The sequence below is a fragment of the Marinobacter sp. MBR-105 genome (assembly GCF_053628895.1).
Map to the genome: position 1 here is coordinate 52,325 of NZ_JBRJHG010000002.1, position 24,248 is coordinate 76,572.

The following is a 24,248-nucleotide window of genomic DNA, read 5'->3' on the forward strand; positions in this document are numbered from 1 at the left end:
CGGGATCAGAAACAGCGTAGTGATCAGCTGTCCTTGCGCTGTTTCTCCAGCATGTCTGGCTGCAGGATTTCAATCCAGTAGCCATCCGGGTCTTTGATGAACGCCAGGCCTTTCATTTTGCCGTCGTCCGGCTTTTTCACGAATTCCACGCCCAGCTTTTCGAAGCGCTCACAGGCAGCGTAGACATCGGGCACGGCAATGCCGATGTGGCCGAAGCCCTGGGGCTCATCATTGCCGTTGTGGTAGGCAAAGTCGGCATCGTCTTCGGTGCCCCAGTTATGGGTAAGCTCCAGCATCGCTTCCCGGCCAAAGGTGTAGGTAGTGCGGTGGCCATCATCGTTTGGCACAAACTGGGCCTGCTTGTCGTCCAGATAGCCCAGGAAGTAGAGCGTGAACTTCATTTCCGGGAAATCCAGCTTGCGAACCAGGCGCATGCCCAGTACCCGGGTGTAGAAGTCCATGGAACGCTCAGGCTCCTTGATGCGCATCATGGTCTGGTTAAAGACATAGCCTTCGGTTTCGGGAACGGGGTCATCGTACAGGCCCGGGGCCTGCTCAAAATGCTTGGGCATGTTGGCTTCCCTTTCAGTTCAAGGATTCGAACCCTATACCTTTGTGCGACCCACGGTAATTTCAAGAGCAAAAAAGACCCCACGGGCCAGAGACAGGTACCCGCAGGGCGTTAATGCCGACCGAAGCCGGCGTTCTTCAGAGACACTCTGAAGTTGGTCTGGCGTCCGAAGACGCCAATTGGGAAAGCCTGAAAGCGTCAGGATTGCAGCTGATGCTCCTCCCCTCGGTAATAGGCTTCCACTCTCGGATTCATAACCTTGCGCCAGAGTGGCGGGAAGCATGCCAGCACCACCATGGTGGCGTAACCGGCAGGAAGCTGGGGTGCAATTTCATGATGGCGCAGGACCTGGTAACGACGCTTGGCGTAGGCGTGATGGTCGCTGTGACGCTGTAACTGAAACAGGAACACATTAGTCAGAAAGTAATTGCTGTTCCAGCTATGCTCCGGTGTTGTTCGTTCATATCGACCGTTTTCAAGCTTGCGACGATGCAGGCCGTAGTGCTCCAGATAATTGACGATCTCAAGAAGCGTGAACGCGATAAAGCTCTGGCCCAGGAAAAACAGCGCCCCCAGCCAGCCGAACGCGACACTGAACACAACCAGCAGCAGCGCACTGATTCCGTACCACCAAATTAACTCATTGCGCCAGCTGACTGGAGCATGACCTTTGCGTTTGAGGCGCTCTGCTTCAAGCTTCCAGGCATTCAGAAAGTTGTGCACGTATGCGTGTGGTAAAAAGCTGTAGAGCGACTGATTGTAGCGGGAAGATGAGGCATCCTCTGGTGTAGAAACATGCACGTGATGGCCACGAATGTGCTCAACCTTGAACCCGGCATAACAAACCATGGAAAGCAAAAATCCGCCGGCCCAGGTTTCGAGTTTGTCGTCTTTATGAATCAGTTCATGGGCCACATTGATCCCGAGACCGCCGACGATACCGATGGATACAACCCAGCCAAGGGCGCCCACCAGGCTGAAAACGCCGGAGGCCAGTACCCAGACACCCCATCCCAATAACGCTGCATAGGCGACGACCCAGATCAGGGTCACGGCCCGGTAATACTTTTCCTGATTAAGCCGCGGCACATCGGATTGTTCATCAGGATTCAGAGCGTCTTTTCCGAGCATCAGATCAAGCAGAGGGATAATGCCAAACACAACCACGGGGACGCCCCAGGAGAAGGCGTTGACCAGACCGGTGCTTTCCCCCACAGCCAGTAATAACGGAGGCAACACCAACGGAATCATCGCAATGAGGTAGCTGTATTTTTTAAGGGTTAACAACAGCCGGCGGCGACCGGCTTCTGTACTGAAAGTGATGGACTCTGAGCTCATGGTTGCTCCTTTTTGTAGGAATCGGAACCGGGCGTTTGATGAGACCCCAGCCTCCATGCATTATTGTCTAACAATATTGCAGTCGTCAAATAAAATGTTATTCTGGAGATGACAAGGTTCACGAACCGGATATCTTCCGCCGGACCATCCCTGACCCGTTACAGGCTGTGATAGACTCATGCGCATTTCCACGACTGCCGGTGCTTTGCCCTCCTTAGCCAACCGGCTTGTTAAACCTGTTCAGAGAGCTCTTATGGATTTTCAGGTGCCCAACACTTTGGCGGAGCAGATCGCCAACTATCTGGCAGAGCGAATCATGACCGGCCAGGTTCCCCCCGGAGAACGCATTCAGGAGGCCACCCTGGCCTCGGAACTCAAAGTGAGCCGGGCATCGGTGAAAGAGGCGCTTTACACCCTGGAGCGTTGGCACCTGGTGGAAATCACGCCGCGGAGAGGGGCTTCCGCAACCCAGCTGAATGCCGAGTACGCGGCAGAGCTTTACGACGTCTACATGCATTTGCTGATGATGCTGGCTTCGCGCCTGTGCGAACGTTGGAAGGAATCCGATAGAGACCGGGTACTGGCCGCGGTATCTCAGGTGGTCGAGCGCATACAAGAACCCCAACCCGACATCACCCGGGTGGTGGAAGCCAGCTTCAACGTGATGGAAGCCTGCTGTGAGGTTGTCGCCAACCCCTACCTGACCGAGGCCTTGTCCAACTTCAAGCCTGCCGTAAGCCGTGCCTATTATCTCGGAGCAGACCGCTATCGCCAGGGCCTCGCGACCACCAGCACATTTTTCTCGGAGTTGCCGCAGGCGGTGTTGGCGAGGGATGCGACCAAAGCCACTGAGCTGATCCGGGGCTTCGCTGAACATCAGAAAAACCTCATCCGCCAGGCACTGGATTGAAACACCGGTCACGACTGTTCAGGTTGTGACCAGCCTCACAGATCACCCCCGCCTTCAGGCTTAAAGTAACAATGTGTAACTTTTAACGACCGCAGCTCTGGTTATGTTGTCCCTGCGGCTGATCAGCACACGTCAGGTGTTCTGAAGCAATCAATAACAACAAATCGTCGAACGAACCGGGGCCAACATGTCTTTTCTCATTCCTGAGGCCAGAAAATCCCTCGCCTGCCTGAGTCTGATGGCCGGTGCCTCATTAGCCGTGCCTGCCATGGCCGAGTTCCAGCCGCTGGATGACACAACCCTGGCGGGTGTGACTGGCCAGGCCGGTGTAACCATTGAACTGGAAACCAAGCTCAATATTGATCACCTGATTTGGACCGATGAAGGCTCCCTGGGGATCAACGGCCTGAGATTGTCCGGCCAGAACGATACCGTGCTGGACAACATGAAGCTGACGATTGATATCGCGGGCAGTGGCGAAGTTCTGGAGCACGGTTTCTCCGAGATAGCACGCCGCGCCAACGCCGGTCTGCTCGATACCAGTAATCCCGATGTCGCGGACGCGCTGGCGAAATACTCGGTTGGCGGCAGTTTCGGCAAACAGTTCGACAACGGCGACCTGGTGATCCATCTCGGGGCCAGCGATTACGGCGACCCCACCAGCCTGACCGACTATCTGCAGGCGGTAGATTTCGAACTGGCCATCGACAGTATTACCACCACCGGCAGTGAAGGCAGCGCCAGTCTGTTGTCAAACATCCTGCTGCAGGGCTACATCGGCCCCACCGATCTGGTTATCCGCAATAACGGCGGCGCCACTCGCACCCTGGCCAATGGCAACGTGGTGTCCGGCTCCGAACTGCAGCTCGATACCCATTTCGAAATCAGCAATGGTAGCCTGAACTGGGACGCAGCCGACGTGATTCTGCTGTTCAACTTCGCCGCCGTTGGCATTGAAGGGCTACAGATCCATAACCGCCGTGGCGCGGATACCCTGGGGCACTTTGGTATGGCCCATGCTAAAGCCAACCTGTCCCGGGGCACCAGTGCCGCTTCTGGCAAAGAAGGCCTTTCTGTACACGATGTGGAATTCCGGGCTGATATCGATATGCCGGTATTCCGCATGGGTGACACCAGCATCGGCTCGGTCCAGTTCACAGACTTTGCTATCACCAACACCAATCTGATGGTGTACGGTCACTAAGCCGAACTGGACAAGCACTGCCCTGCACAGGGTACACTGCCCGCCACCAACAGACGGGCAGAGCATGACCAACAGCACTGACAGCAACTACCAGAAACGGACTTCCTGGCGACGGCTTACAGCCTTCGCCCTGTTGTTCCTGATCATGACCGGCGCCGGCCTGTATGCGGTCTACGACCGCTTCGCCGGCCGCAGTTTCCAGTTCGACGATCGCCTGCTTTCTCCCACTCTGCTGTTGCCGGTCGCGGCCCTGCTGCTGATCTACTTCATGGCCGATGGTCTGCGCCTGCACTACACCCTCAAGGCGCTGGGGCACCGGCTGCCATTGCGCAAGATCTTCCGGCTGGTGTTCATTAATCTGTTTTTCTCCAACGTAACGCCCATGGCCACCGGGGGCGGGTTTGCCCAGATCTGGTATCTCACCCGCCATGGCGTGCCCGTGGCCCGCGCCACGGCGGCCACCACTATCCGAACGGTACTCGCGGTGGCGTTCATTTTCTCACTGACACCGGTCTTTCTATTGAGCCTGGAGGCCCTGGACGGCGGCATCTGGTCGTCCGGTATCGGCACCGCACTGGCGGTGTTTGTGTCGCTCTATCTGGGATTCTTCGCCGTGCTGCTGTTCCGGACACGCTGGATGATCCTGCCGTTGAGCGCTCTTGTCGCAGGCCTGCGCAAGGCACATCTGATCAACCACCGCCGGCACGACCGCTGGCAGTTCAAATTACGGCGGGAAATGCTGCGGTTTGCCCTGTGTTTCAGCGAATACCTCCATGGCGCGCCACGGGACGTGCTGCTGTCGGTAGTGTTCACCGCCGTGTTCCTGCTCAGCCTGTTCAGTTTTCCGGCCCTGCTGATTCACGGCCTGGGCTATGAGGTGGATTACCTGACCACTCTGGGCTTGCTGGTGGTAACCACCTTCATCATGTATTTCTCCCCCACCCCCGGAGCCTCTGGCATATCGGAAGGCGTGTTCGGCAGTTTCTTCCGGGATATCCTGTCGGGCAATCACCTGGTGCTGGTCACTATTGCCTGGCGTTTTCTCACTATCTACCTGGGCATGCTCATCGGTTTGCTGGTGATGCAGAGGGAACTGATCAAAAGCCACCGGAGGCCGGAATGATCCGTCGTAACCCGCTTAAACTGCTGTTCTATCTGTGCCTGGCCATTGTGGTGGCGCTGGTGGGCTACAAGGTGTACCTGAATTTCTTCAAACAGGACTTTGAGGCTCTGCACAGCGAGCAGGTTGAACGCATCCACCAACGCACTCCGCCAGGCTCCGGTATCCGTTTTGCGGTGGTGGGCAACATCAACAATTCCGTGGGCATCTTCGAGCGCCGGTTTATCCCGACCCTGAATCAGGCCGGTGTGGACTTTCTGGTGTCGTCCGGCAATGCCGTGAGCGGCGGTGGCGAGGATAAATACCGGGCACTGTATGGCACTCTGAGCCACCTGGACATTCCCTATCTGCTCACCTTCGGCCCGCACGAATACGAGAATTTTGGCAGTTTCCGGTTTTATGATCATTTCGGGCCCCATTTCTACAGTGTGCGGGCCGGTAATACCCGGCTGATCTTCCTGGACAGCACCGGGAAAACGCCCTGGCGCTGGCAGATGCGCTGGCTCCGGGACCTTCTGGCCCACGACACCAGCAACGCCCACATCCTGTTTATTGGCCACCCGCTTCTGCAACCGGAAACCCCTGCCCTGTTCGACGATGAAGACGACTACCTGCAACCTCCCGCCTTCCGGGAGGAGCTGCTGCAGCTGATTCGGGAGCAAGGCATCGACCTGGTGTTTTCGGCCAACCTGTCGCTTTTTGACGAGCAAGTGGTGGATGGCACGCCCTACATCACCACCGGGGGTGCCGGCGGGCTGGTGCTGAATACGGAGGATAGCTTCTACCACTACGTGGACGTACGGGTCTCTCCAGACGGCGACGTCAGCTACCAGATGGAGCGTCTGGAAGTGGGCCAGCATCCGGTCTGGAAGCGCCTGGAGAGCTTCTGGTTCTTCGTGTATTCCCTGTTCTACACCGGCTATCTGAACTTCATTCTGATCGTCTCGGTGTTTTTGGCGCTGACCATCAAGCTTTACCAGGTTATCTTCATCGGCAAGGATTACTACCCGGATTACGACCTGGACCCCACCCCGTGGCTCGAAAAGCCGTTGCGGGTCACCATGTTCACCAACAACTATCTGCCTTTCATTGGCGGGGTTCCGATTTCCATTGAACGGCTGCGCCGTGGCCTGGAACATCTGGGAGATAGCACCCAGATTGTCGCGCCCCGGTATCGCGACCAGCCCAGTCATGAGGATGCGGTAGTTCGGGTACCATCACTGCTGGCCATGGGCGAGAAACGGGAATTCCGTCTGGCCAACATTTTCCTGGCCCGTATCCGCAAGCAGGTGCGGGCCTTCCGGCCGGATGTGATGCACCTGCATCATCCGTTCTGGCTGGGTAGCCTGGGGCTGTTTATGGCCCGTCAGCTGCGTATTCCGGCCATCTATACCTATCACACCCGTCTGGAGCACTACGCTCACTTTGTCCCCCTGCCCGGGATGCTGTTCCGGAACCTGATTTCCCACGCTCTGATCAAACGCTTTGCCAACCGCTGCGATGGCGTGATCGTACCGACTTACTCCACCGAGGAATACCTGCGGATGATCGGGGTGACCACGCCCACCTTCGTACAACCCACCGGTATCGAGTACGAGCGCTTCCAGGCTGTGAAACCCGCAGACGTGGAGGCACTCCGGAAAAAACTGGGGCTGAGCAACGAGAAGGTCTTTATCAGCGTGGCCCGGCTTTCCAACGAGAAGAACATCGACTTCATGATCGAAGCCATCGACCGGCTGCGGCAGGAAAGCGACGTGCCATTCCGGTTTCTGATGATCGGCGATGGCCACCAGAGGGACCGGCTACAGAAGAAAATTGACAGCCTGGAGCTGGGCTCTCACTTTACCCTGGTGGGCGCGGTTCAGCCGGAGGAGATGGCGCTCTGGTACAACCTTGGCGATGCCTTCCTGTTCGCCTCCAAATCCGAGACCCAGGGCATGGTCATTCTGGAAGCCATGTCTGCCGGGCTGCCGGTGGTAGCGGTTCGCTCCAGCGGTATTGAAGATGTGGTTCGGGACGGCCTGAACGGCTACAAGACTCCGGAGAACCAGGCCCGCTGGATTGAGAAAGCCCAACGGGTGCTTGAGGACGACAAACTGCGCACCGAGCTGTCGGACAAAGCCCGGACCTTTGCCGAGGATTATTCCATCGAGCAATTTGCCCGGGATGTCCGCGGCATTTACGCGACCAGCCTGGCTGCCCGGGAGAAACGTAACAAAACGTCTTCATGAGTACCTTGGGTGCATTGCTCTGATCGGTTTACACTGAATCAACGTAAGCGGTATCAGTAACGTCACTTTTGTGTATTGGAGAAGCCTGTGAGCGGTATACCGGTTGGCATCAGCACTTGCCTGTTGGGCAAGGAAGTTCGGCACGACGGCGGCCACAAACACTCCCGCTACTGCACCCAGGTGCTGGCAAAGCACTTCGAGTTCCGCTCCATCTGTCCGGAACTGGAAGCCGGCCTAGGCGTTCCCCGCCCCGCCATTCATCTGCGTGAGCATGAAGACGGTCTTCATCTGGTGGAAAGCAAGGGCAGCAAAGACCACACCGAAGGCATGCAGAACTTCATTGCCGAGGTACTACCCTCTCTGGCCAACCTTCGCGGCTACATCCTGATGGCGAAATCGCCCAGTTGCGGCATGGAACGCATCAAGATTCACAACGCCGAAGGCAGTTTCATGCACAGGGATGGCCGCGGCATGTTTGCCGAGGCGCTGATGAAAGCCTACCCGCTGATGCCGGTGGAAGAGGAAGGCCGCCTGCACGATGACATGCTGCGGGAAAACTTCATTGAACGGGTATTTGCCTACGACGACTGGATGCAGAACGTGGCAGGCGAAAACCTGACCAAGCAGGCGCTGATTGACTTCCACACCCGCCACAAGTTCACGCTACTGGCCCATTCAGAAAAGATCTACCGGCAACTGGGCCCGATGCTGGGCGACCTCAAATCCGAACCTCTGGAACAGATTGCCGACCGCTACATCCATCAGTTCATGGAAGCCATGACCCAACGGGTAAGCCGTGGCTCGCATGTGAATGCCATGCAGCATCTGCTGGGTTTTCTGAAAGAAGGCATGTCGGCCGAGGAAAAAACCGTGCTGCTGGAGCAGATCGAAGCCTACCGGCGCGGTGAGATACCTCTGGTGGTGCCCATGACGCTGCTGCGCCTGGCCCAACGCAAGGAACCGGTAGACTACCTGCACTCCCAGAAATACCTGACGCCCTACCCGGACGAACTGGGCCTGAGAAACAACGTATAACCCCAAAAACAAACGGGGCAGAGGATTCTTTCCCTGCCCCGTTTTTGTTTGTGGCTACCGGATGTGTCAGAACCCGTACAGCAACGACAACGACGTTTCTGTGTCGGTCTTGTCAGTACCGGCGGGCGCATCGGATACATGCTTTACGCGGAACGCCGCTTTCATCGACAGCGAACCCACGATACTGGTCTGCAGGGACGTTTCGGACTGGCTGATGGTGTTGTTCTCATCCAGTCCGATTTCGGTACTGAGCTTCTGCCGGAACAGGGCGGTGTCGGATAAGGCGTAGTCGAAATGGGCGGCTAATCTTGCGATCGCTTCCTTTTCGGCGTCGTCGCCATCGTCATTCACCTCTTCAAGCTTGTTATACCGATAACCCAGGCCTCCAGAAAGGTCGAGGAACGATCGCTCTCCCACCTGCCAGACTCGGTTTCCGTAACCAGTGCTCAAGGTAGACTCGAAGTCGTAACCGGAGAAACGATCGTCTTCCCAGGAACCTCTGACAAACCAGTATTGTTGCTCATCGAACTTGTAGTCGGATTCCAGCGCAGCCTGATATTCCTCTGCGGTGGTTTCGTCGTCAGCTTCGGTGTACCGGGAGCTGAACTCGCCGGTATTCCGCCACATCGTTGTCTCATGTTTGAGAGCCAGCCGACCATTCACCTTGGTTTCTTCGGTGTTGCCAGAGGTCAGCAAAATGCCAAGCTCAGCCTCACCTTCGACGTTGCCGCTTTCCTGGGCCCAGGCCACGGGGGCCACCACCAGGCAGGCAACCGCCAGGGGTTTTCTGATCAACATACTGTCTCCTTACTCAGGGGCTGTTAATTCACAGCAGACTTACGCTGCTTTTCCCCCTCCAGACTCCTGCGCGCCTGTGCTTCCCGTTCGGCCTTCTTGCGGGCCTTTCGCTCAGCAATAATGCGTGCGGCCTCGCCGCCGACGTGTTCTTCTCCCCGCTCACGGGCCAGGCGCATCTGGCGCTCACGCTCCTTGAAACGGGCTTTCTGTTCTTCGGTCAGGCTGTCGATGCACTGGTGGCAACTGACACCCTGTTCATATTCCGGGCGCTGTTTGTCGGCCTCGGTAATCGGCCGGCGACAGGCGTGGCACTGGTCGTATTCGCCACGTTCCAGGTTGTGATTCACCGTTACCCGGTCGTCAAATACGAAACACTCACCCTGCCACAGACTCTGCTCCTGAGGAACCTCTTCCAGGTACTTCAGGATGCCGCCCTTGAGGTGATACACCTCTTCGAAGCCCTGCTCTTTCAGATAAGCCGTAGACTTCTCGCAGCGGATACCGCCGGTGCAGAACATGGCAACTTTTTTGTGCTTCTGCGGGTCGAGGTTCTGCTTCACATACTCGGGAAACTCGCGGAAGGTGTCAGTGGCCGGATTGACGGCGTTTTTGAAAGTGCCGATCTCGACTTCGTACTGGTTACGGGTGTCGACCAGGACAACGTCCGGATCAGAGATCAGATCGTTCCATTGTTGCGGCTCCACGTAGGTGCCGACAATCCGCTTCGGGTCGATGCCATCGACGCCCATGGTGACGATTTCTTTCTTGAGTTTGACCTTGGTGCGTTTGAACGGCTGGATATCGACGAAGGATTCTTTGTAGTCGATGCCGTTGAAGCGGTCGTCTTTGCCAATCCACGCTTTCACAGCGTCGATGCCTTCTCGGCTGCCGGCGATGGTTCCATTGATGCCTTCGCGGGCCAGCAGCAGGGTGCCGTGCACGCCCTTTTCCAGCATCAGGTTCAGCAAGGGCTGGCGTAGATCTTTGTAATCATTGAGGACTGCGAACTTGTAGAGTGCGCAGACGACGATTTCGTTGCTCATGGTTTTCTCCTGCGGGCCGGATCGTAAATCCGGAGCATGATTTGATATTTGTCACGGCCGGTGGGCGCGAGGGGCAAAGTTTAATCAACCAGGCCCCCGATGCAAGTTGCGGATGGCCGCATTACTCCGCTTTGGCCAACTCCCGTTCTACAACCGCCGACAACTGGCCCCAGCCGGGGCGGGTCAACTGGATGTTATCGACCATGACTGTCGGGGTGCTGGCAACCCGGAGCTGGACGGCCACTTGCAGGCTTTGCTCGACAGCTTCCCTATGCAGTTCGGTTTCCATGCAGCGGCGGAAGCGGCGTTCTTCCAGGCCAAGGTCGTTGGCATAGCGGGTGAAGGTGGCCGTCGGGTCGTTGGAGCCACTCCAGTCGATTTGGGAACCGTAAAGTTTGTCGTGCATGGCCCAGTACTGGTCCTGATCACCCGCACAACGGGCGGCCAGGGCGGCGGGCATGGCGTTCTGGTGCTGGCGCAGAGGCAGGTCGAAATAGACGAAACGGACTCTACCGGACTCCACATATTCCTTCTTGAGGCGCTGGCTGGCTTCGGCGAAGCGGGCGCAGGCCGGGCACTGGTAGTCGGCGAACTCGCGGACGACAACCGGCGCATCTTCGCTGCCAACGGAAATGCCGTACTGGTCAACAATGGCCGGGAATTCGTCGGCGTTAGGGGCCGCCACGGGAAGTGCGTCGGAGCTGGGTGCCGGTGGTTTGGTGACGAAGTACAGGCCAGCGATGACGGCCACCCCGATCACCAGTGACAGGACGATGATCAGTGATTTGCGGCCCTGCGTGTTGCGCGGCGAGGGGGCGCCGGTCTGTTTACGTCGTTTTGCTTCACCCATGACGGGCTCCTTGTCTAGAGGTTAATAACACACTATCTCAGAAAACCGGTTTCGCGGCTCTGCGGGAACAGGCTAAGATCCCCCATAGCTTGAGAAAGTTCCAATAAAAATCAAGGACTCAACATGCCAATTCCCGCACAGCTCCAAAATCAGCTTCGTCTTCCGTTAATTGCCGCCCCCATGTTTCTGATTTCCTCACCCCGCCTGGCCCTTGCCTGTTGCAAAGCCGGCATCGTAGGCAGCTTTCCGGCCCTGAACCAGCGCAGCAGTGAGGGTTTCGAGCAATGGCTGATGCAGATGAATGACGAGCTGGCGCAATGGCAAGCGCAGCAACCAAGCGCGACAACCGCGCCCTATGCCGTGAATTTGGTGGTTCACCGCACCAACCCGCGCTGGCAAGCGGATCTGGAGCTTTGTGTAAAACATCAGGTGCCAATTGTCATTACCTCCCTGGGCGCCGCCAGCCAGGTGGTGGAAGCCGTGCACAGTTACGGCGGGCTGGTATTCCACGATGTCACCAATCAGAAACACGCCCGCAAGGCGGCAGAAGCCGGGGTGGATGGCATCATTGCGGTCAGCGCCGGCGCCGGTGGCCATGCCGGTACCACCAACCCGTTTGTACTGGTGCATGAAATCCGTGAGGTGTTCGATGGCACCATTTTGCTGGCCGGCGGTTTGTCCCACGGAGAGGATCTGTTGGCAGCCCAGGCGCTGGGGGCAGATCTGGCCTATATGGGCACACGGTTTATCAATACCGAGGAATCCGAGGCAGAGGATGCCTATCGGAACATGATCATCAAAGCCGTATCAGCGGATATCATCCATACCCCGGCGGTGTCCGGTGTACCGGCCAGCTTTATGCGCCAGAGCCTGGAGGCCGCTGGCTTTGATATGCAGAAGCTGAACCAGGCCGGCGATGTGAACTACGGCGAGAAGCTCAAGCCCATGGACGATGAGGCCAAGGCCTGGAAGACCGTCTGGTCCGCCGGTCAGGGTGTGAGTCAGATTAACGATGTGGTGTCGGTTGAGGCACTGGTTCAGCGTCTGGAAGCGGAATATCAGCAGGCCCGTTCACGCCTGATGGGATGATTCCGGATAGCGGTTGGCGAAGGCCTGAAGTTCCGGAAAGAAGGCCAGAAAATGTTCCTCCAGTTCCGATTCATTGGCCCGGATTTCGTCGATGATGCCGGTAAACCGGTTGGCAAAGCGGATTCGGCTGGCCACGCGATCGAGGGCATAGCCGATGTTGTCCAGATCCTGATAGGCGCCAAACCAGTCATGCTCGACCATGCGACGGGTCACCACCGCCATGTTGTCGGGCATCAGCGCCTGGTGGTTTTGCAGATCCCGGTATACGGTCCGGATAAAGGTATCTTTGTCCCAGTCACTGAACTGTTCCCAGTGCCGGAGCAGGAAGTGGTCGTAGAGGATATCCAGAGCCACGCCGGCAAAGCGCCGGCGCTCCCTTGAGAACAGGCATTTACTGGCCAGCACCTGCGGATGCTGATCGGTGAATACATCAACCGCCAGGTGGTGCCGCACGCCTGCAAGCACCGGCGACGGCACATGATCCCAGTCCAGTCCCCGGGTAAAATCCCCGAGAATACTGCCCACTCTCGCCTCCGGTGAGTCCGGGGCGAGGAAGGTGTGGGCGAGGTGGTTCATCAGGCGGCCTCAATCGTCATCTTCGCACTCGATACCCAAGGCTCGGAATTGATTGCCACTTTGTTCGTAGTCAATGCTCACGACACTGCAATCACGCCAATCCTCGTCATCGTCATTCTCCACCTCCGTGTAGGCGCCCTCATCGTATAACAAGCTGACACCCAGTACCTTCACGGTGCCTGTTACAAGAGGATAGTTCCCGGTCTCGAGCCGGCCTTTCAGCGAAAACTCATCTTCGGCGGACTCAATCTCGATGTTGAGCGCTTCCAGAAAGACCTGATCGTTTTCGTCTCGTCGCTCAATACCTTCAACCTCAAGAAAATCGGCATCAAAGACATTGTTGGTGATATCGTCATCCGAATCGATCAACGTGTTGTTGGTGATCCGGACCGTTACGCCACCTACAATCAGCTCGTTGGCCGAAGGGTCAGCACTCTGAACCGCCGCTTCAACTTCCGCGTTACCTTCCAGCAATTCAATTTCTTCCGCGTATACCCGGCCGGATCTGAATTCGCCCTCCACCTGAACCAGCAGGCCATCGGCAATGCGGGAACGCGAGAAATCATCAAATTCGGTCTTGCTATCGAAATCGACCGGCACACCGTTGAGCAGGAACGTCGATCCCGAAAGGTTCAGTGACTGCACCGGCCCGGACAGTTCAATATCCTCATCCTCATCGCCCCGGAACCGGCGGTCATCAGCAAACCGGATTTCAGCAGCAATAATATCTCTACCGGGCGACAGGAACCTGCCTTCTACTTCTACCAGTGCTCCGACCAACACATCATTAATCGTGAGATTTCCGGGATAACCGGCAGTAAAGCGACCTTGAATCCATTGATCACCGATCCGGAACCCCTCCTGATTTACTTCCTCAATTTGCCCTTCAAGCTCCAGAGGGAAATCGGGACCGGTCGTTACCGAACCGACATAACTTGCCCGGTAGCCATCGCCGGTTCGCCAGGCACTGACACGCACCGTCATGCCATCGGTCAGTTCGCCATTGCCGACGCGAACCACGGTTCGATTATCAAAACGGATATTCTGTCCCAGCAACCGGAAGCTGCCGGGGGTGTTATTCGCAGCATCGGGAAGAACGACATCCGATATTGGGCCGCGGAAGGTATCATCGTATTCCAGCCGCTCGGCTTCACCGGTGTTGTCCGGCCGCCAGACACCCTCGACCCGAAGAATCATACCTTTCTCAAGCTTGTCCTCACTCGAGATGTCATCATTACTGTCTACGCTTCGATTCGGTATGTTCCGGGTCTCAAACTTCACCCCATTCACAAACACACTCCCGAACCCGGACACCGGGCCGACACTGGAGCCGGTGCCACGAATGCCGCCATCGGCAATACCGATGCCGCCACCGCCGCCTCCGCCACAGGCGCTGAGGATGCCAAGGGCCAGGGGAATGGCGGTGAACTTGAGCAGGTTATGGCTGGGTAGGCTTCTGGACATTGTCTTCTCCTGCAGGCCATCCGGGCCGGCACGCTATCATCAGGGATCGCTGTGGCGTCGGCGACGGTTGTCGAAGTCGGAATCCGTGTCGTAGTCGCCGATGTGATCGGTGCCTTTCTCTCCCAGGGGAGCATAGGCGCTGCGTTTTAACAGAACATGACCGCTTTCCAGGGATTCCACGATGCCCTTTCGGAGCAGTTCGTTCAGAACAACAGCGGGCACCAGATTGGGGTTCGCCGCCTGGACTAGATCTGCAAATGACTGGGGATCGTGGGGCATGGAAAGCAGCATTCGGGGGTGGTGCTGTTCATCCAGAAAAACGTCGGTTTTCAGCCAGCTGTTCACCACCTGGCGTGCGCCCGGGGAGAGCAGCATGCTGACCAGTTCTGTAGGTTGCCAACGGTCTATTTGTCCGGCCATGACTGAGAGCACCATTATTCCTTGTCTCCGCTCTTGTTCATCTGAACCGGCTCTTCAAAATAGAAAATGCTCAGGCCGGTCCGAACCGATTCGCCGCCCTCCCGGCCGGATACTCCACGGTCGTGGGGCCCAAGCCAGCTATCCAGTTCTTCCAGCAGGGCCTGGGACTGCCTTGCGGCACGCTCGCGCCACTCACTGATGACGCCTGGTGGAATACCGTTGTACGTGAGCGTTCGCTGAAACAGGGGTTGCTGCCCGTGTTCACCGCTCACCAGGTTGTGATCAATGGTGGCTACAAGATCAGATACGTCTTCGCCGAAGATCTGGAGCATTTCTTCGCTGTCTCCGGTGGGAACATAGGCTCGTTGTTTCAGGTGCAACTGGCCGCTGTCCACATCCACACTGACCACTCCTACACGTTGCAGCTCATCCAGTACGGCCCGTGGCGTCATGTCGCCGCTGTATTTTCGAACCAGCTCACTGAAGCTGCCCTGGCCTTCAAAGGCCAGGGCGGCGGGTTCTCCGTTACTAGCCTGGAAACCGATGTCGTGAACCCAGCCGGAGACCACTCGTGAGGCCCGGTTGGCGTGGGAGGTGGTTTCCCGAACCGGGTTTTCGCCCGCCAGGATCTCCCGCTGTTTGCGTACTTCCTTACGGGTCAGCCCGGTCATGACGGCCGCCCGGGAATCGGTCGGTTTACGGCGGCCATCGGAAAAATCTTCCAGCGCCGCTTCCACATAGGCCCGCTTCACCAGCTCCGAAAACTCACCAAAGGGAATCCCGTTACGCAGCAGCAGCCTGGCCATCGGGCGCAGAATGCGAAACAGCGCTTGGTGCAGGGATTTGGTCTTGGCGTCGGTCATGTTTGGGATTGTATTCCCATCGTGATCGTAAAAGCCAGCGCGGGCCCTGTTGGTTGCGGCCCGCGCCAGTGTTATCGATCAGTCGTCGAGATTTTCAACCAGTTCGTACTGGCCACCGGTGGTTTTGCGATATTCCGCTTCCACCTCATCGCCTACCCGAACGCCGGAAAGACTGAAATTACCCTGAAGAATTTCCAGATTCATGAAGGTAACGGAGTTGCTGCCAAGGGCATCGACCCGGGCTTCCAGCTCAAAGTCGTCATCGTCGTCGCCGTCTTCCCGTTCAATGGTGAAGGCTTCCAGGTAGTCCGCGCGCTGACGGCCTTCCACTTCCACGTAATCGCCAACATTGAAAGCATTGATGTCGTCCACCCGGTTACGGCGGTCGTCATCATCGTCGTCGTCATCAATCAAGGTGTTGGCGGTGAGCTGTACGCGAACGCCACTGACAACCAGCAACTCATTGCTGAGGTCGATCTGTTCGATCTGGCCATCCAGCTCGGCATCGCCCTCACGGCCTTCGATTTCATCGGCCAGCAAAACGCCGTTTCGGTAGTCGCCCTCCACTTTTACGAACACGCCATCCTGCAAGCTACCGGCGCTGATGTCGTCAAAGTCGGTGTCACCATCAATCTGCACCAGTACGCCATTGATGCGGAAGGTGCGGGCGGTGCTGTCGTAATCGTAAATATCACCGGAGATTTCGACATCGTCGTTGTCGTCAAAGAGGTCATCTTCGTCGTCAATTTCTCGGGCCATCAAGGTGGCGCCCTGCAGATAACCTTCCACTTCTACCGTCATGCCGTTACTCAGGTCATCCAGATCAAAGTCATCATCACCGGTGGCCAGCTGGTAATCGACATTGAAGCCATTGATGGTGAAGGTCTGTGCCATCGCATCCAGATTCTGAACTACCCCTTCCAGTTCGACTTCGTTGTCGTCATCGAAGTCCATGCCGATTGCTCTGGCGCCTACATAGCTGGCCCGGAAGCTACCATCGTCCAGTCGCCAGCCGCTCACGCGCACCCGGTAACCGGTAGGGTTAGCCGCAAGCGTGTCGGGTGTTGCCCCCCGGAATACCGTCTGGTTGGTCAGCGCAACCGTCTGCCCCAGCAGCTGCAATTCACCCGCAGCTGCAACGGAGTCCCAGCTTGCGCCGGTGAGTGGCCCACGGAGGGTATCGTCGTAACGGATATCACTCGCCTGCCCCTGGCCGCGTGAATCCCAGCTGCCTTTAACCTTGAGCACCATGCCTTTTTCCAGCTGATCCTCCCGCTCGATCCCGTCGTCACTGGTCACGCTGCCATCGGTGGCGAACCGGGTGCCGTTGACGTAGACACTGCCAAAACCGGTGACGGCACCCACACTGGTGCCCTCGGCGTTGGCACCGGTGCTTACTGAACCGGAGGAGCCAGAGCCGCCGCCACCACAGGCGGCCAGACCGCTGGCTAATGTACCGACCAGAACCAACTTGATTGCTTTTGAAAGGCCGTTGCGCTTCATCTTCCTTCTCCCGACTGATTTGACAGAATCCGGCGCCTTTTTCAGCGCCACATTATCTGGGATTATTTTCCCAAATATTTAAATGGGAAAATAATCCCAAATTTTAAATTTGTCCAGTTCAGGAAGATGACAATTTCGTGAATCGTTCCGGTAGAAGTGTCCGGGCCCGCTAGACCCGGAACTGGGATGCCTTTGTTTGCAGGGCCGACAGGGTTCTGGCGATCTCGCCGCTGGCCTCGTCCGAGCGCGTTATGGAATCAACGGTTTCCCGGGAGGAATCTGCGATGTCACGGACGCTAACGCTGACTTCGCTGGCGTGGCCACTCTGATCTTCCGCCACCCGGGAGATCCCCAGGGCCCTTTCCTGAAGGCTGACCAGCAGTTGGTTAATACGGTCTAAGTGCTCATCGGCACGGTGAAACTCGGCCGAGGATTCGGTGACCTGCCCGGATACCTCACCGATGGTGCTGACTGCCTGGCGACTGCCCTGCTGCAACCGTTCGATGATGGCCTGAATCTCGGTGGTCGACTCCTGGGTTCGGCTGGCCAGGGTACGCACTTCATCCGCCACCACCGCAAACCCGCGGCCGGATTCACCAGCGCGTGCGGCTTCGATGGCGGCATTCAGTGCCAGCAGGTTGGTCTGCTCCGCAATGGCTCCGATCACGGACAATACCGAGCCAATCTCTTTGCTCTGGGTATCTAGCTGATGAACCGCCGTAACCGCCTGCTCAACATTCCGCACGACCTTGTCGAGACGATCACGCACTTCACGGGATATCTCCGCCGTGGCCGCACTTTCGGCGCTGACGTTCCGGACTTCCCCGGCAATGTCCTGCACATCGCCGGCGACTTCGGAAATACTCCGGGACATGGTCTCCATGGTGCCGGAAACCTGGGCGACGTCCTGCTCCTGACGATTCACTGCGGCCACAGCGCGGCGGCTGATATCACGCTGGGCCTCCGCCTGACCGGCGGCGGACTCTGCCGAGGCCTTGACGTCTGAGACCAGTTCCTGGATCCGAGCAATGAACCGGTTTACCCCGTGCCCCATTTCCGTCAGTTCATCCTTGCCTTTGAGTGTGACTCTCCGGGTGAGATCGGCTTCGCCGTCGGCAATACCCCAGATGGCCTGGCTAAGACGGTAAATTCTGGGCAGTACGCCGCCGCCCAGTACCACTGCCACCAGCACAACCAGAGTCACGACCGACACCACGGCCAGAAGCGACAGCTTGGTGGACAGACTGGCGGCTTCATCGTTCAGCGCCTGCACGGTGTTTTCCATGCTGGTGCGGGTTTCGGAGTCCATGCCTGCGAGCTGTTGCTGCAACCGTTGGTTCACCTGCTCCGTTTCTGTGCCCAGCGTTTCTCTGAGTGCGTCAATACTGCCCGCAATGGTTGCCCCGAATTCCGCCTCGAGCTGGGCCAGGTCACGATTGATGCCTTCCAGTGACAACCCGAGCTTCAACTCGCCGATGGCCGATCCCTGTGGCGCAATATCAGCACTGATAATCACCACATCGGGGTCCCTGCTGGCGGCATCCAGGACCCGGTTTGCAGCACCCCGGCCCTCACCCTGCTCCATCAGAGTGCGAACGCGATCGTCGGTCCGATCAACGTATCGGGTCAGACGCTCGCCATACTGATCGTAGTAAATCGCAAACAGAACAGAATCCCTGGCATCCGCCAGTTCCACCAGATCGGTCAGGCGGGGGATGTCACGGTCCCAGATCAAAGGTGCTGCCACCGCCGCCAATACGTCAGCCAGGCCTTGGGCTTCCGCCATAACGGCTGTGCGAACATTACCGGCCACGCGCTCCTGCTGCTCGGTCTGCTGGCGCGTGAGTTCCGCGGAGAGTTCGTCGGTGGTTTTCTGGCGCATGCGCTCCAGACGGCCCCGGACATCCTCACGAGTTTCGCCAAACGAGGCGCTGACATTATTGCTGCTGGCCTCCAGCGCTGTGCCTGCGGTCTCGACCAGGCGCTCAACCTGGCTCGATATCAACCATTGGCTGACAACGACCTGTATCAGGCCAGCCACCAGCAGCACAATAAACACCGGTCGCAAAAGACGACTGGTCACGAGGTGTTTGAAAAAACGTATGGACATAGGGACTCCGCTAGCGTTCGCGCGCGACGCTTCCTGCACACCGACAACCGGCTCCCTGCCGACGTTCTATCTTTATGTATAGCAAAAGGCGGGCCTATGTGAGCGCTTATGTAAGCGCCGGTGTGAACTTCGCCGGCCACATAGCGTATATGCAGAGACACTCACCAAGTGGAGAAACTGGCCATGCTGGGATTCCTGAAGAGCGATCCAAAGAAAAAACTGCAGAAAGCCTATGAGGAAAAGCTCGCAAAAGCGCTGCATGCGCAGCGCAATGGCGATTTGCGCAGTCACGGCACGCTGATGGAGGAGGCAGAGAAGATCTACGCCGAAATACAGGCACTGGAAAAGTCCGGGAGCTGAATCAGACGTTCAGCCCCCGGGACAAAATACCGCTACTCGCCCATCAGTTGACGAATGCGTTGGTTCAGGCGGTCCACCTCCCGCCGCATGTCCTGCACTTCGTCCAGCAGCTCCAGCGACATGGCCAGCCCGGGCAGGTTGAGTTTCAGGTCCCGCTGCAGGCGCAGCGCTTTCTGCAGGCGACTCAGTGCGGCCACGTCGAATTGCCACTGGCGCATTTCCGGCACCTCGTCCAGTGGCGCGATGACTCCATAATCCACCAGTTTGATCACAAACTCTGCATGGCAGTCCCCGCGTTCGCAGATTTCCCGAAGTGAGAAGGTGCTGCCATCGGTGTCGGTGACTTCCACCGTCAGAATCCGGTCTTTGCTCGTCATGTTCGCCTCCCTCACACGTGCAGCTTGCTGCGCGGATTAAAGCCTTTCTCCAGCTCAGCCAGCTTCTCGTAGAGTGCTTCGGCTTCCGCCGTGTGCTGTTCGGGCATAGCCACTTGTAGTACCACAATCTGGTCGCCCGGGTGTTTGCCCGGAAAGCCTTTGCCCTTGAGCCGGAGTTTGCGCCCGCTGGTGGCCCCCTTCGGCACCTTCACATTCACCTTTCCGCTCACCGTTGGCACTGTGACCGTTGCCCCCAAGGCGGCTTCCCACGGCGAAATGGGCACGGTAACCAGCACATCCCGGCCCTCAATACTGAAGTGCGGGTGGGGCGCCAGTTCCACTTCGATAAACAGATCGCCAGGCTCCCCGCCACCAACGCCGGGCGCGCCCTGGCCTTTGAGCCGGATGTGCTGCCCTTCCCGCATTCCCGCGGGGATCTTTACTTTCAGGGTTTTCTGACGTGGTATCAGGCGGCCATGGTCATCCGGTTCATGAACCGTGAACGACACCTGTTTCTCGCAACCGTTAAAAGCCTCTTCAAGAAACAGGGCCAGCCGGGCATGCACATCCTCGCCCCGCATTCTCATGCTCTGGCGAAAACCGCCACCCCCGAAGCCTCCACGCCGGCCACCGCCGAAGATTTCCTCAAAAAAATCACTGAACTGGCGAGCGTCGGCCTCGGTGTATCCTCCACCGCCAAAGCCGGAGGCACTCTGCCAGCCCGGTGGCGGCTGGAATGAGCCATCGGCGCGGGCACCGTACTTGCGCAACTGGTCGTACTCGGCCCGTTTTTCGGGATCTTTCAACACTTCATACGCTTCGCCCACATCTTTAAAACGGTCGCTCGCGTCGGCCTCTTTGCTGACATCCGGGTGGTACTTCCGCGCCAGCTTACGGTAGGCCTTCTTGATCTCCTCGGGCGTGGCAGACTCACTCACACCGAGGACGGCGTAATAGTCTTTGAAATCCATGGCGCTCCTCGCATCTGACCAAAGAGGTTTCTCTGACTACCTATATTTGACGCTGATGGAAAAAATACAAGCCGTGGCTGAGCGGCATTTGAGGCAGGTCAAGCAGTGAGATGCGGTTCACAATGACCGCCAGATGGCCGGATCTGACAACCGCGAAGCCCCTTCTCCCATTCTGCAAACCGGCGCCTGTGGACGATATTGAATAGGCAGTACCCATAGACGGACCGTCTATCCCTTACACAAGGAGTTCAAACAATGACAACTAATGAACACCGTTCGTTCCTGCCCGGGTTCCTGGGCAAAACCTTCAAGCCAGCCATGGCGCTGGGCGCGGCCCTGCTGTTTACCGGCTGCAGTGAGCTCGGCTATCTGCTCAGCAACGACAAGGTAACCGACGCCGACAACGACCAGGTGGTTTTCGTTGGTGATTCCATCTTGGCCCTCTCCGGTGAAATCCAGAATCAGCTGGAGGCCAAAGCCGGCGAAACCTTCCGGCGCTATACGGTCTCCGGTGCAGAGCTGTCCGGAGAGCTGATTGCCCCGTCCATTCCCAATCAGTTCCGGGAAGCAGTTACCGATAACCCGGATATCAAAACCATTGTGGGTGATGCCGGCGGGAATGACATTCTGATTCCTGCGATTGCCTTCAACTCCAACAACTGCAAGACACCCTGGTGGCGCTTCGGGCGTCTGAGCCAGCAATGCCGGGATTTCATCGATGATATCTATGTGGAAGGCGTCGATTTCCTGAACGAGATGGCGGAAGCCGGTGTTCAGAACGGCATTCTGACCGGCTACTACTACACCAAAAACGGCCTGTTCCGGCTGGATGATATGAAAGAGGCAGTGGACTACGGCAATGCCACACTGGCCAGGGCCTGCGAGAACTCGGTACTGGACTGCACGTTTGTGGATCCGCGCTGGGTAATCAACGACCGCGACATCATCTTTGATGGTATCCACCCGGCGGATAGCGGTTCGAAAAAGATCGCTGATCTGATCTGGCCGAAACTGCAACCGCTCCTCTGAGCCCCAGGTGTCCCGGCCGAACGGCGGCCGGGACCGCATTCGGCAAAACCAATAGCAGGACCGCTGCAATGAAACCACTCAATTCCGTATTGGCGCTCGGTGCCCTGGCCTTAGTGATTGCGGGCGGTTTTCATTACTGGCCCGAGTCATCAAAGCCGGCGGCTATGCAAGCACCCAATGGTTCCACCCCCTCGCGTGCGGCAGCGACGCCCACCACCGAGCCAACCCAAAGCGGCGACCAACGCGTTGTTGAACTGGCCGTTAAGTACCTGGAACTGTACGGCGACACCATCACCGAGCCGGCCACCCAGGCACGTCTGTATAACGAACGCCGAAACCTGTTGGCGCGTTATCCGGATGCCGGTGACGAGCTTTTCCAGTCCGCCGTCACCACGGCCTTTCCGGAACTGGCCGACAGCATTTTCGCGTTAATGGCCAAGCTGGACCTGTATAACCGGTGGCTCGACAATCACGAGCTTCGTTTACAGGGGTTGCCGGACATGGAACGCTACGCCGAGCTCTGGCAGCAACGCGAAGCGATTTTCGGCCCCCTGGCAAGCCAGATCTGGGCCGAGGAGCAGAACCCGGTGGAAGCCAAATCGGACCAGTTCCAGCAGACTCTGGCGCGGCTGGACCAGGCCAACCAGATGCCACTGACCGAACTGGCTCACCAGCTACAGACCACCGCAGACGAACTCTATGGTGCCGATCTGGCCCGGCAACTGGCGGGTTCCGGTGCGACCGGCCACGCCCTGTTCTCCATGGACAGCGTTCAACAACAACTCGCCAGCCTGCCGGCAGACAAACGCCAGCAAACCATCAACGCTCTGCGCCGCCAGATAGGCTACTCCGAAGAAACCGTTCGCCAGTTGGCCGAGGAAGACCAGCGCCGGGAGGAAAAATGGCAGAAAGGCAAAGCTTATATGGCCGAAAGACGCGCCCTGGAGAACCGCCTGAACGGCGATCAACTGGAGGCCGCGTTAACGGATCTTCGCCAGGAACATTTCGGGTTTTCTGCCCCGACCATCGAACGGGAAGAGGAAGAGGGCTTTTTCCGGTTTGAGCGCGAACGCCGCTACGGCTTGAATTAGTAAGCTAACGTCCATCCTCATAATCGCTTATAGCTGCTAGCGCACCCAATCCTGACAATGGCGGGCTTTCTCTTCCCTGATGAAATCAAGGAGATCAGATTGAGCGCCGCCACCCACAATCCCGATTCGGGCCTTCCGACCTGGCTAATCGTTTTTGCGTTAGCGATGGGCGGCTTTGGTATCGGTACCGGTGAATTCGCCATTATGGGATTGATGCCCAATGTTGCTCAGGATCTCGGCGTTTCTGAACCACAGGTAGGTCATCTTATCTCCACTTATGCGCTGGGCGTGGTGGTCGGTGCACCCATTCTGGCCATTCTCGGTGCGCAACTTTTCCGGCGGCAGTTGCTCATACTACTGATGCCCTTCTACGCGCTGGGCAACCTGGCCAGTGCCCTGGCCAGCAATTACGAATCCCTGCTGCTTTTCCGGTTTATCGCCGGACTGCCCCATGGCGCCTACTTCGGTGTTGCGGCCCTCGTGGCAGCCTCACTGGTGCCGGTACACAAGCGGGCCAAGGCGGTGAGCCAGATCATGATGGGGCTGACTCTTGCACTGCTGATCGGCAATCCCCTGGCCACGGTAATGGGGCAATCCATGGACTGGCGCTATGCCTTTGGTTTTGTTGGCCTGGTGTCTTTACTCACCGCGGTGCTGGTAACCCTGTTCCTGCCCAAAAATCCTCAGGAACAAAGGCACAGCCCGTTAAGCGAAATCCGCGCCTTTAACAAACCACAAATCTGGTTTGCACTGGCCATTGGCGCTATCGGTTTCGCAGGCATGTTCGCTGTGTTCAGTTACCTTGCCCCGACACTGCTGGAAGTCACTCGAGTGGATGCTGCCTGGATTCCCGTGGCCCTGGTGGTATTCGGATTGGGCGGTTTTGTGGGCAACCTGCTTGGTGGCTGGTTGTTTGACCGGCTGCAATTCCGGGCCGTTGGCGTGATCCTGGTATTCAGCGCCATGATTCTGAGCGTCTTTCCTTCTGCCACAGGCTCATTGCCCGTCTTGCTCGTGGTCTGTTTCCTGACCGCTTTAATGGTGGCTCTGGGCCCGGCGCTGCAAACCCACCTGATGGATGTGGCAACCGGCGCCCAGACTCTGGCGGCTGCCTCCCATCACGCCGCATTCAATCTTGCCAATGCCCTGGGCCCATGGCTGGGCGGGATGGCCATTACCGCCGGCTTCGGCTGGCAGTCCACTGGCTACGTAGGAGCTGCAACCGCCGTAGCCGGGCTGATGATTTTCCTGGTTGCCTGGCGCCGGCCTGAGCCGGTGCCTGAGGCCAGATAGGC

The 24,248-nt window shown here is 57.7% G+C and carries 23 protein-coding genes; 10 read left to right on the forward strand and 13 right to left on the reverse strand.

Going from position 1 to position 24,248, the window contains the following annotated elements; genetic code table 11:
* Positions 1-23: 23 nt before the first annotated feature.
* Together gloA and ACSSVV_RS03245 are read right to left on the reverse strand one after the other, a co-directional pair.
* Positions 24-572 (reverse strand): lactoylglutathione lyase, encoded by a 549-nt coding sequence (gene gloA / locus ACSSVV_RS03240; protein WP_011786447.1) that lies wholly within the window; start codon positions 570-572, stop codon positions 24-26.
* Between the two features lie 197 nt (positions 573-769).
* Positions 770-1,909: an alkane 1-monooxygenase gene (locus ACSSVV_RS03245; RefSeq protein WP_113880326.1), complete on the reverse strand. Its 1,140-nt coding sequence runs from the start codon at positions 1,907-1,909 to the stop codon at positions 770-772.
* A 253-nt stretch (positions 1,910-2,162) separates the two neighbouring features.
* Between ACSSVV_RS03245 and ACSSVV_RS03250 the strand changes: the two genes are divergently transcribed.
* The 5 genes from ACSSVV_RS03250 (at position 2,163) to ACSSVV_RS03270 (ending at position 8,409) form a co-directional block, all read left to right on the forward strand.
* Entirely contained in the window at positions 2,163-2,819 is a 657-nt protein-coding gene (locus ACSSVV_RS03250; protein ID WP_023012199.1) for a GntR family transcriptional regulator, read from the forward strand.
* A 187-nt stretch (positions 2,820-3,006) separates the two neighbouring features.
* On the forward strand, positions 3,007-4,023 hold the full coding sequence (locus ACSSVV_RS03255; RefSeq protein WP_454105565.1) for a DUF6160 family protein: 1,017 nt from the start codon (positions 3,007-3,009) through the stop codon (positions 4,021-4,023).
* Between the two features lie 64 nt (positions 4,024-4,087).
* Positions 4,088-5,146 (forward strand): lysylphosphatidylglycerol synthase transmembrane domain-containing protein, encoded by a 1,059-nt coding sequence (locus ACSSVV_RS03260; protein WP_370231432.1) that lies wholly within the window; start codon positions 4,088-4,090, stop codon positions 5,144-5,146.
* Positions 5,143-7,374, forward strand: coding sequence for a glycosyltransferase (locus ACSSVV_RS03265; protein ID WP_454105566.1), 2,232 nt, complete (start codon positions 5,143-5,145; stop codon positions 7,372-7,374). The genes ACSSVV_RS03260 and ACSSVV_RS03265 overlap by 4 nt, the downstream gene beginning before the upstream one ends.
* A gap of 87 nt (positions 7,375-7,461) precedes the next feature.
* Positions 7,462-8,409: a YbgA family protein gene (locus ACSSVV_RS03270; protein WP_011786452.1), complete on the forward strand. Its 948-nt coding sequence runs from the start codon at positions 7,462-7,464 to the stop codon at positions 8,407-8,409.
* A 66-nt stretch (positions 8,410-8,475) separates the two neighbouring features.
* On the opposite strand, the gene ACSSVV_RS03275 is transcribed toward ACSSVV_RS03270, so the two are convergent.
* The 3 genes from ACSSVV_RS03275 to ACSSVV_RS03285 all read right to left on the reverse strand — a co-directional run bounded on the left by ACSSVV_RS03275 (position 8,476) and on the right by ACSSVV_RS03285 (position 11,100).
* Entirely contained in the window at positions 8,476-9,207 is a 732-nt protein-coding gene (locus ACSSVV_RS03275; RefSeq protein ID WP_022992418.1) for a DUF481 domain-containing protein, read from the reverse strand.
* Between the two features lie 23 nt (positions 9,208-9,230).
* Positions 9,231-10,250, reverse strand: coding sequence for an oxygen-dependent tRNA uridine(34) hydroxylase TrhO (gene trhO / locus ACSSVV_RS03280; RefSeq protein ID WP_011786454.1), 1,020 nt, complete (start codon positions 10,248-10,250; stop codon positions 9,231-9,233).
* A 121-nt stretch (positions 10,251-10,371) separates the two neighbouring features.
* Entirely contained in the window at positions 10,372-11,100 is a 729-nt protein-coding gene (locus tag ACSSVV_RS03285) for a DsbA family protein (protein ID WP_454105567.1), read from the reverse strand.
* Positions 11,101-11,223: 123 nt separating this feature from the next.
* Between ACSSVV_RS03285 and ACSSVV_RS03290 the strand changes: the two genes are divergently transcribed.
* The gene (locus ACSSVV_RS03290) at positions 11,224-12,189 is read left to right on the forward strand and encodes an NAD(P)H-dependent flavin oxidoreductase (RefSeq protein WP_454105568.1); all 966 of its coding nucleotides are present in this window, start codon (positions 11,224-11,226) and stop codon (positions 12,187-12,189) included.
* Here ACSSVV_RS03290 and ACSSVV_RS03295 read toward each other — a convergent pair.
* From ACSSVV_RS03295 to ACSSVV_RS03320, 6 genes are all read right to left on the reverse strand, one after another.
* Positions 12,172-12,765: an acyl carrier protein phosphodiesterase gene (locus ACSSVV_RS03295; RefSeq protein WP_454105569.1), complete on the reverse strand. Its 594-nt coding sequence runs from the start codon at positions 12,763-12,765 to the stop codon at positions 12,172-12,174. The two genes, ACSSVV_RS03290 and ACSSVV_RS03295, sit on opposite strands and share 18 nt — an antisense overlap.
* A 9-nt stretch (positions 12,766-12,774) precedes the next feature.
* Positions 12,775-14,229, reverse strand: coding sequence for a DUF5666 domain-containing protein (locus ACSSVV_RS03300; protein ID WP_454105570.1), 1,455 nt, complete (start codon positions 14,227-14,229; stop codon positions 12,775-12,777).
* Positions 14,230-14,268: 39 nt separating this feature from the next.
* The gene (locus ACSSVV_RS03305; RefSeq protein WP_113880319.1) at positions 14,269-14,664 is read right to left on the reverse strand and encodes a DUF6502 family protein; all 396 of its coding nucleotides are present in this window, start codon (positions 14,662-14,664) and stop codon (positions 14,269-14,271) included.
* On the reverse strand, positions 14,664-15,512 hold the full coding sequence (locus ACSSVV_RS03310) for a DUF6502 family protein (protein ID WP_113880318.1): 849 nt from the start codon (positions 15,510-15,512) through the stop codon (positions 14,664-14,666). The genes ACSSVV_RS03305 and ACSSVV_RS03310 overlap by 1 nt, the downstream gene beginning before the upstream one ends.
* A gap of 78 nt (positions 15,513-15,590) precedes the next feature.
* On the reverse strand, positions 15,591-17,015 hold the full coding sequence (locus ACSSVV_RS03315; RefSeq protein WP_114434569.1) for a DUF5666 domain-containing protein: 1,425 nt from the start codon (positions 17,013-17,015) through the stop codon (positions 15,591-15,593).
* Between the two features lie 169 nt (positions 17,016-17,184).
* Positions 17,185-19,125 carry a methyl-accepting chemotaxis protein gene (locus ACSSVV_RS03320; RefSeq protein WP_454105571.1) on the reverse strand — a complete coding sequence of 647 codons (1,941 nt, stop codon included), beginning with the start codon at positions 19,123-19,125 and terminating at the stop codon, positions 17,185-17,187.
* 183 nt (positions 19,126-19,308) lie between these two features.
* Here ACSSVV_RS03320 and ACSSVV_RS03325 point away from each other — a divergent pair, with 183 nt between their 5' ends.
* Entirely contained in the window at positions 19,309-19,485 is a 177-nt protein-coding gene (locus ACSSVV_RS03325) for a DUF6435 family protein (protein WP_113880360.1), read from the forward strand.
* Positions 19,486-19,517: 32 nt separating this feature from the next.
* Here ACSSVV_RS03325 and ACSSVV_RS03330 read toward each other — a convergent pair whose 3' ends face one another.
* Positions 19,518-19,862, reverse strand: a complete 345-nt coding sequence (locus tag ACSSVV_RS03330) for a chaperone modulator CbpM (protein ID WP_011786464.1) — start codon at positions 19,860-19,862, stop codon at positions 19,518-19,520.
* 11 nt (positions 19,863-19,873) lie between these two features.
* The gene (locus ACSSVV_RS03335) at positions 19,874-20,833 is read right to left on the reverse strand and encodes a DnaJ C-terminal domain-containing protein (protein ID WP_113880316.1); all 960 of its coding nucleotides are present in this window, start codon (positions 20,831-20,833) and stop codon (positions 19,874-19,876) included.
* A gap of 255 nt (positions 20,834-21,088) precedes the next feature.
* Here ACSSVV_RS03335 and ACSSVV_RS03340 point away from each other — a divergent pair, with 255 nt between their 5' ends.
* From ACSSVV_RS03340 to ACSSVV_RS03350, 3 genes are all read left to right on the forward strand, one after another.
* Positions 21,089-21,862, forward strand: a complete 774-nt coding sequence (locus tag ACSSVV_RS03340) for an SGNH/GDSL hydrolase family protein (protein WP_454105572.1) — start codon at positions 21,089-21,091, stop codon at positions 21,860-21,862.
* A 68-nt stretch (positions 21,863-21,930) separates the two neighbouring features.
* Positions 21,931-22,953 (forward strand): hypothetical protein, encoded by a 1,023-nt coding sequence (locus ACSSVV_RS03345; protein WP_011786467.1) that lies wholly within the window; start codon positions 21,931-21,933, stop codon positions 22,951-22,953.
* 57 nt (positions 22,954-23,010) lie between these two features.
* Entirely contained in the window at positions 23,011-24,246 is a 1,236-nt protein-coding gene (locus tag ACSSVV_RS03350) for an MFS transporter (RefSeq protein WP_011786468.1), read from the forward strand.
* The last annotated feature ends 2 nt before the right edge of the window (positions 24,247-24,248 follow it).

Coding starts and splice junctions, on each gene's coding strand:
- gloA (WP_011786447.1), bottom strand. CDS start 572: ATGCCCAAGCATTTTGAGCAGGCCCCGGGCCTGTACGATGACCCCGTT.
- ACSSVV_RS03245 (WP_113880326.1), bottom strand. CDS start 1,909: ATGAGCTCAGAGTCCATCACTTTCAGTACAGAAGCCGGTCGCCGCCGG.
- ACSSVV_RS03250 (WP_023012199.1), top strand. CDS start 2,163: ATGGATTTTCAGGTGCCCAACACTTTGGCGGAGCAGATCGCCAACTAT.
- ACSSVV_RS03255 (WP_454105565.1), top strand. CDS start 3,007: ATGTCTTTTCTCATTCCTGAGGCCAGAAAATCCCTCGCCTGCCTGAGT.
- ACSSVV_RS03260 (WP_370231432.1), top strand. CDS start 4,088: ATGACCAACAGCACTGACAGCAACTACCAGAAACGGACTTCCTGGCGA.
- ACSSVV_RS03265 (WP_454105566.1), top strand. CDS start 5,143: ATGATCCGTCGTAACCCGCTTAAACTGCTGTTCTATCTGTGCCTGGCC.
- ACSSVV_RS03275 (WP_022992418.1), bottom strand. CDS start 9,207: ATGTTGATCAGAAAACCCCTGGCGGTTGCCTGCCTGGTGGTGGCCCCC.
- trhO (WP_011786454.1), bottom strand. CDS start 10,250: ATGAGCAACGAAATCGTCGTCTGCGCACTCTACAAGTTCGCAGTCCTC.
- ACSSVV_RS03285 (WP_454105567.1), bottom strand. CDS start 11,100: ATGGGTGAAGCAAAACGACGTAAACAGACCGGCGCCCCCTCGCCGCGC.
- ACSSVV_RS03290 (WP_454105568.1), top strand. CDS start 11,224: ATGCCAATTCCCGCACAGCTCCAAAATCAGCTTCGTCTTCCGTTAATT.
- ACSSVV_RS03295 (WP_454105569.1), bottom strand. CDS start 12,765: ATGAACCACCTCGCCCACACCTTCCTCGCCCCGGACTCACCGGAGGCG.
- ACSSVV_RS03300 (WP_454105570.1), bottom strand. CDS start 14,229: ATGTCCAGAAGCCTACCCAGCCATAACCTGCTCAAGTTCACCGCCATT.
- ACSSVV_RS03305 (WP_113880319.1), bottom strand. CDS start 14,664: ATGGTGCTCTCAGTCATGGCCGGACAAATAGACCGTTGGCAACCTACA.
- ACSSVV_RS03310 (WP_113880318.1), bottom strand. CDS start 15,512: ATGACCGACGCCAAGACCAAATCCCTGCACCAAGCGCTGTTTCGCATT.
- ACSSVV_RS03315 (WP_114434569.1), bottom strand. CDS start 17,015: ATGAAGCGCAACGGCCTTTCAAAAGCAATCAAGTTGGTTCTGGTCGGT.
- ACSSVV_RS03320 (WP_454105571.1), bottom strand. CDS start 19,125: ATGTCCATACGTTTTTTCAAACACCTCGTGACCAGTCGTCTTTTGCGA.
- ACSSVV_RS03325 (WP_113880360.1), top strand. CDS start 19,309: ATGCTGGGATTCCTGAAGAGCGATCCAAAGAAAAAACTGCAGAAAGCC.
- ACSSVV_RS03330 (WP_011786464.1), bottom strand. CDS start 19,862: ATGACGAGCAAAGACCGGATTCTGACGGTGGAAGTCACCGACACCGAT.
- ACSSVV_RS03335 (WP_113880316.1), bottom strand. CDS start 20,833: ATGGATTTCAAAGACTATTACGCCGTCCTCGGTGTGAGTGAGTCTGCC.
- ACSSVV_RS03340 (WP_454105572.1), top strand. CDS start 21,089: ATGACAACTAATGAACACCGTTCGTTCCTGCCCGGGTTCCTGGGCAAA.
- ACSSVV_RS03345 (WP_011786467.1), top strand. CDS start 21,931: ATGAAACCACTCAATTCCGTATTGGCGCTCGGTGCCCTGGCCTTAGTG.
- ACSSVV_RS03350 (WP_011786468.1), top strand. CDS start 23,011: ATGGCGGGCTTTCTCTTCCCTGATGAAATCAAGGAGATCAGATTGAGC.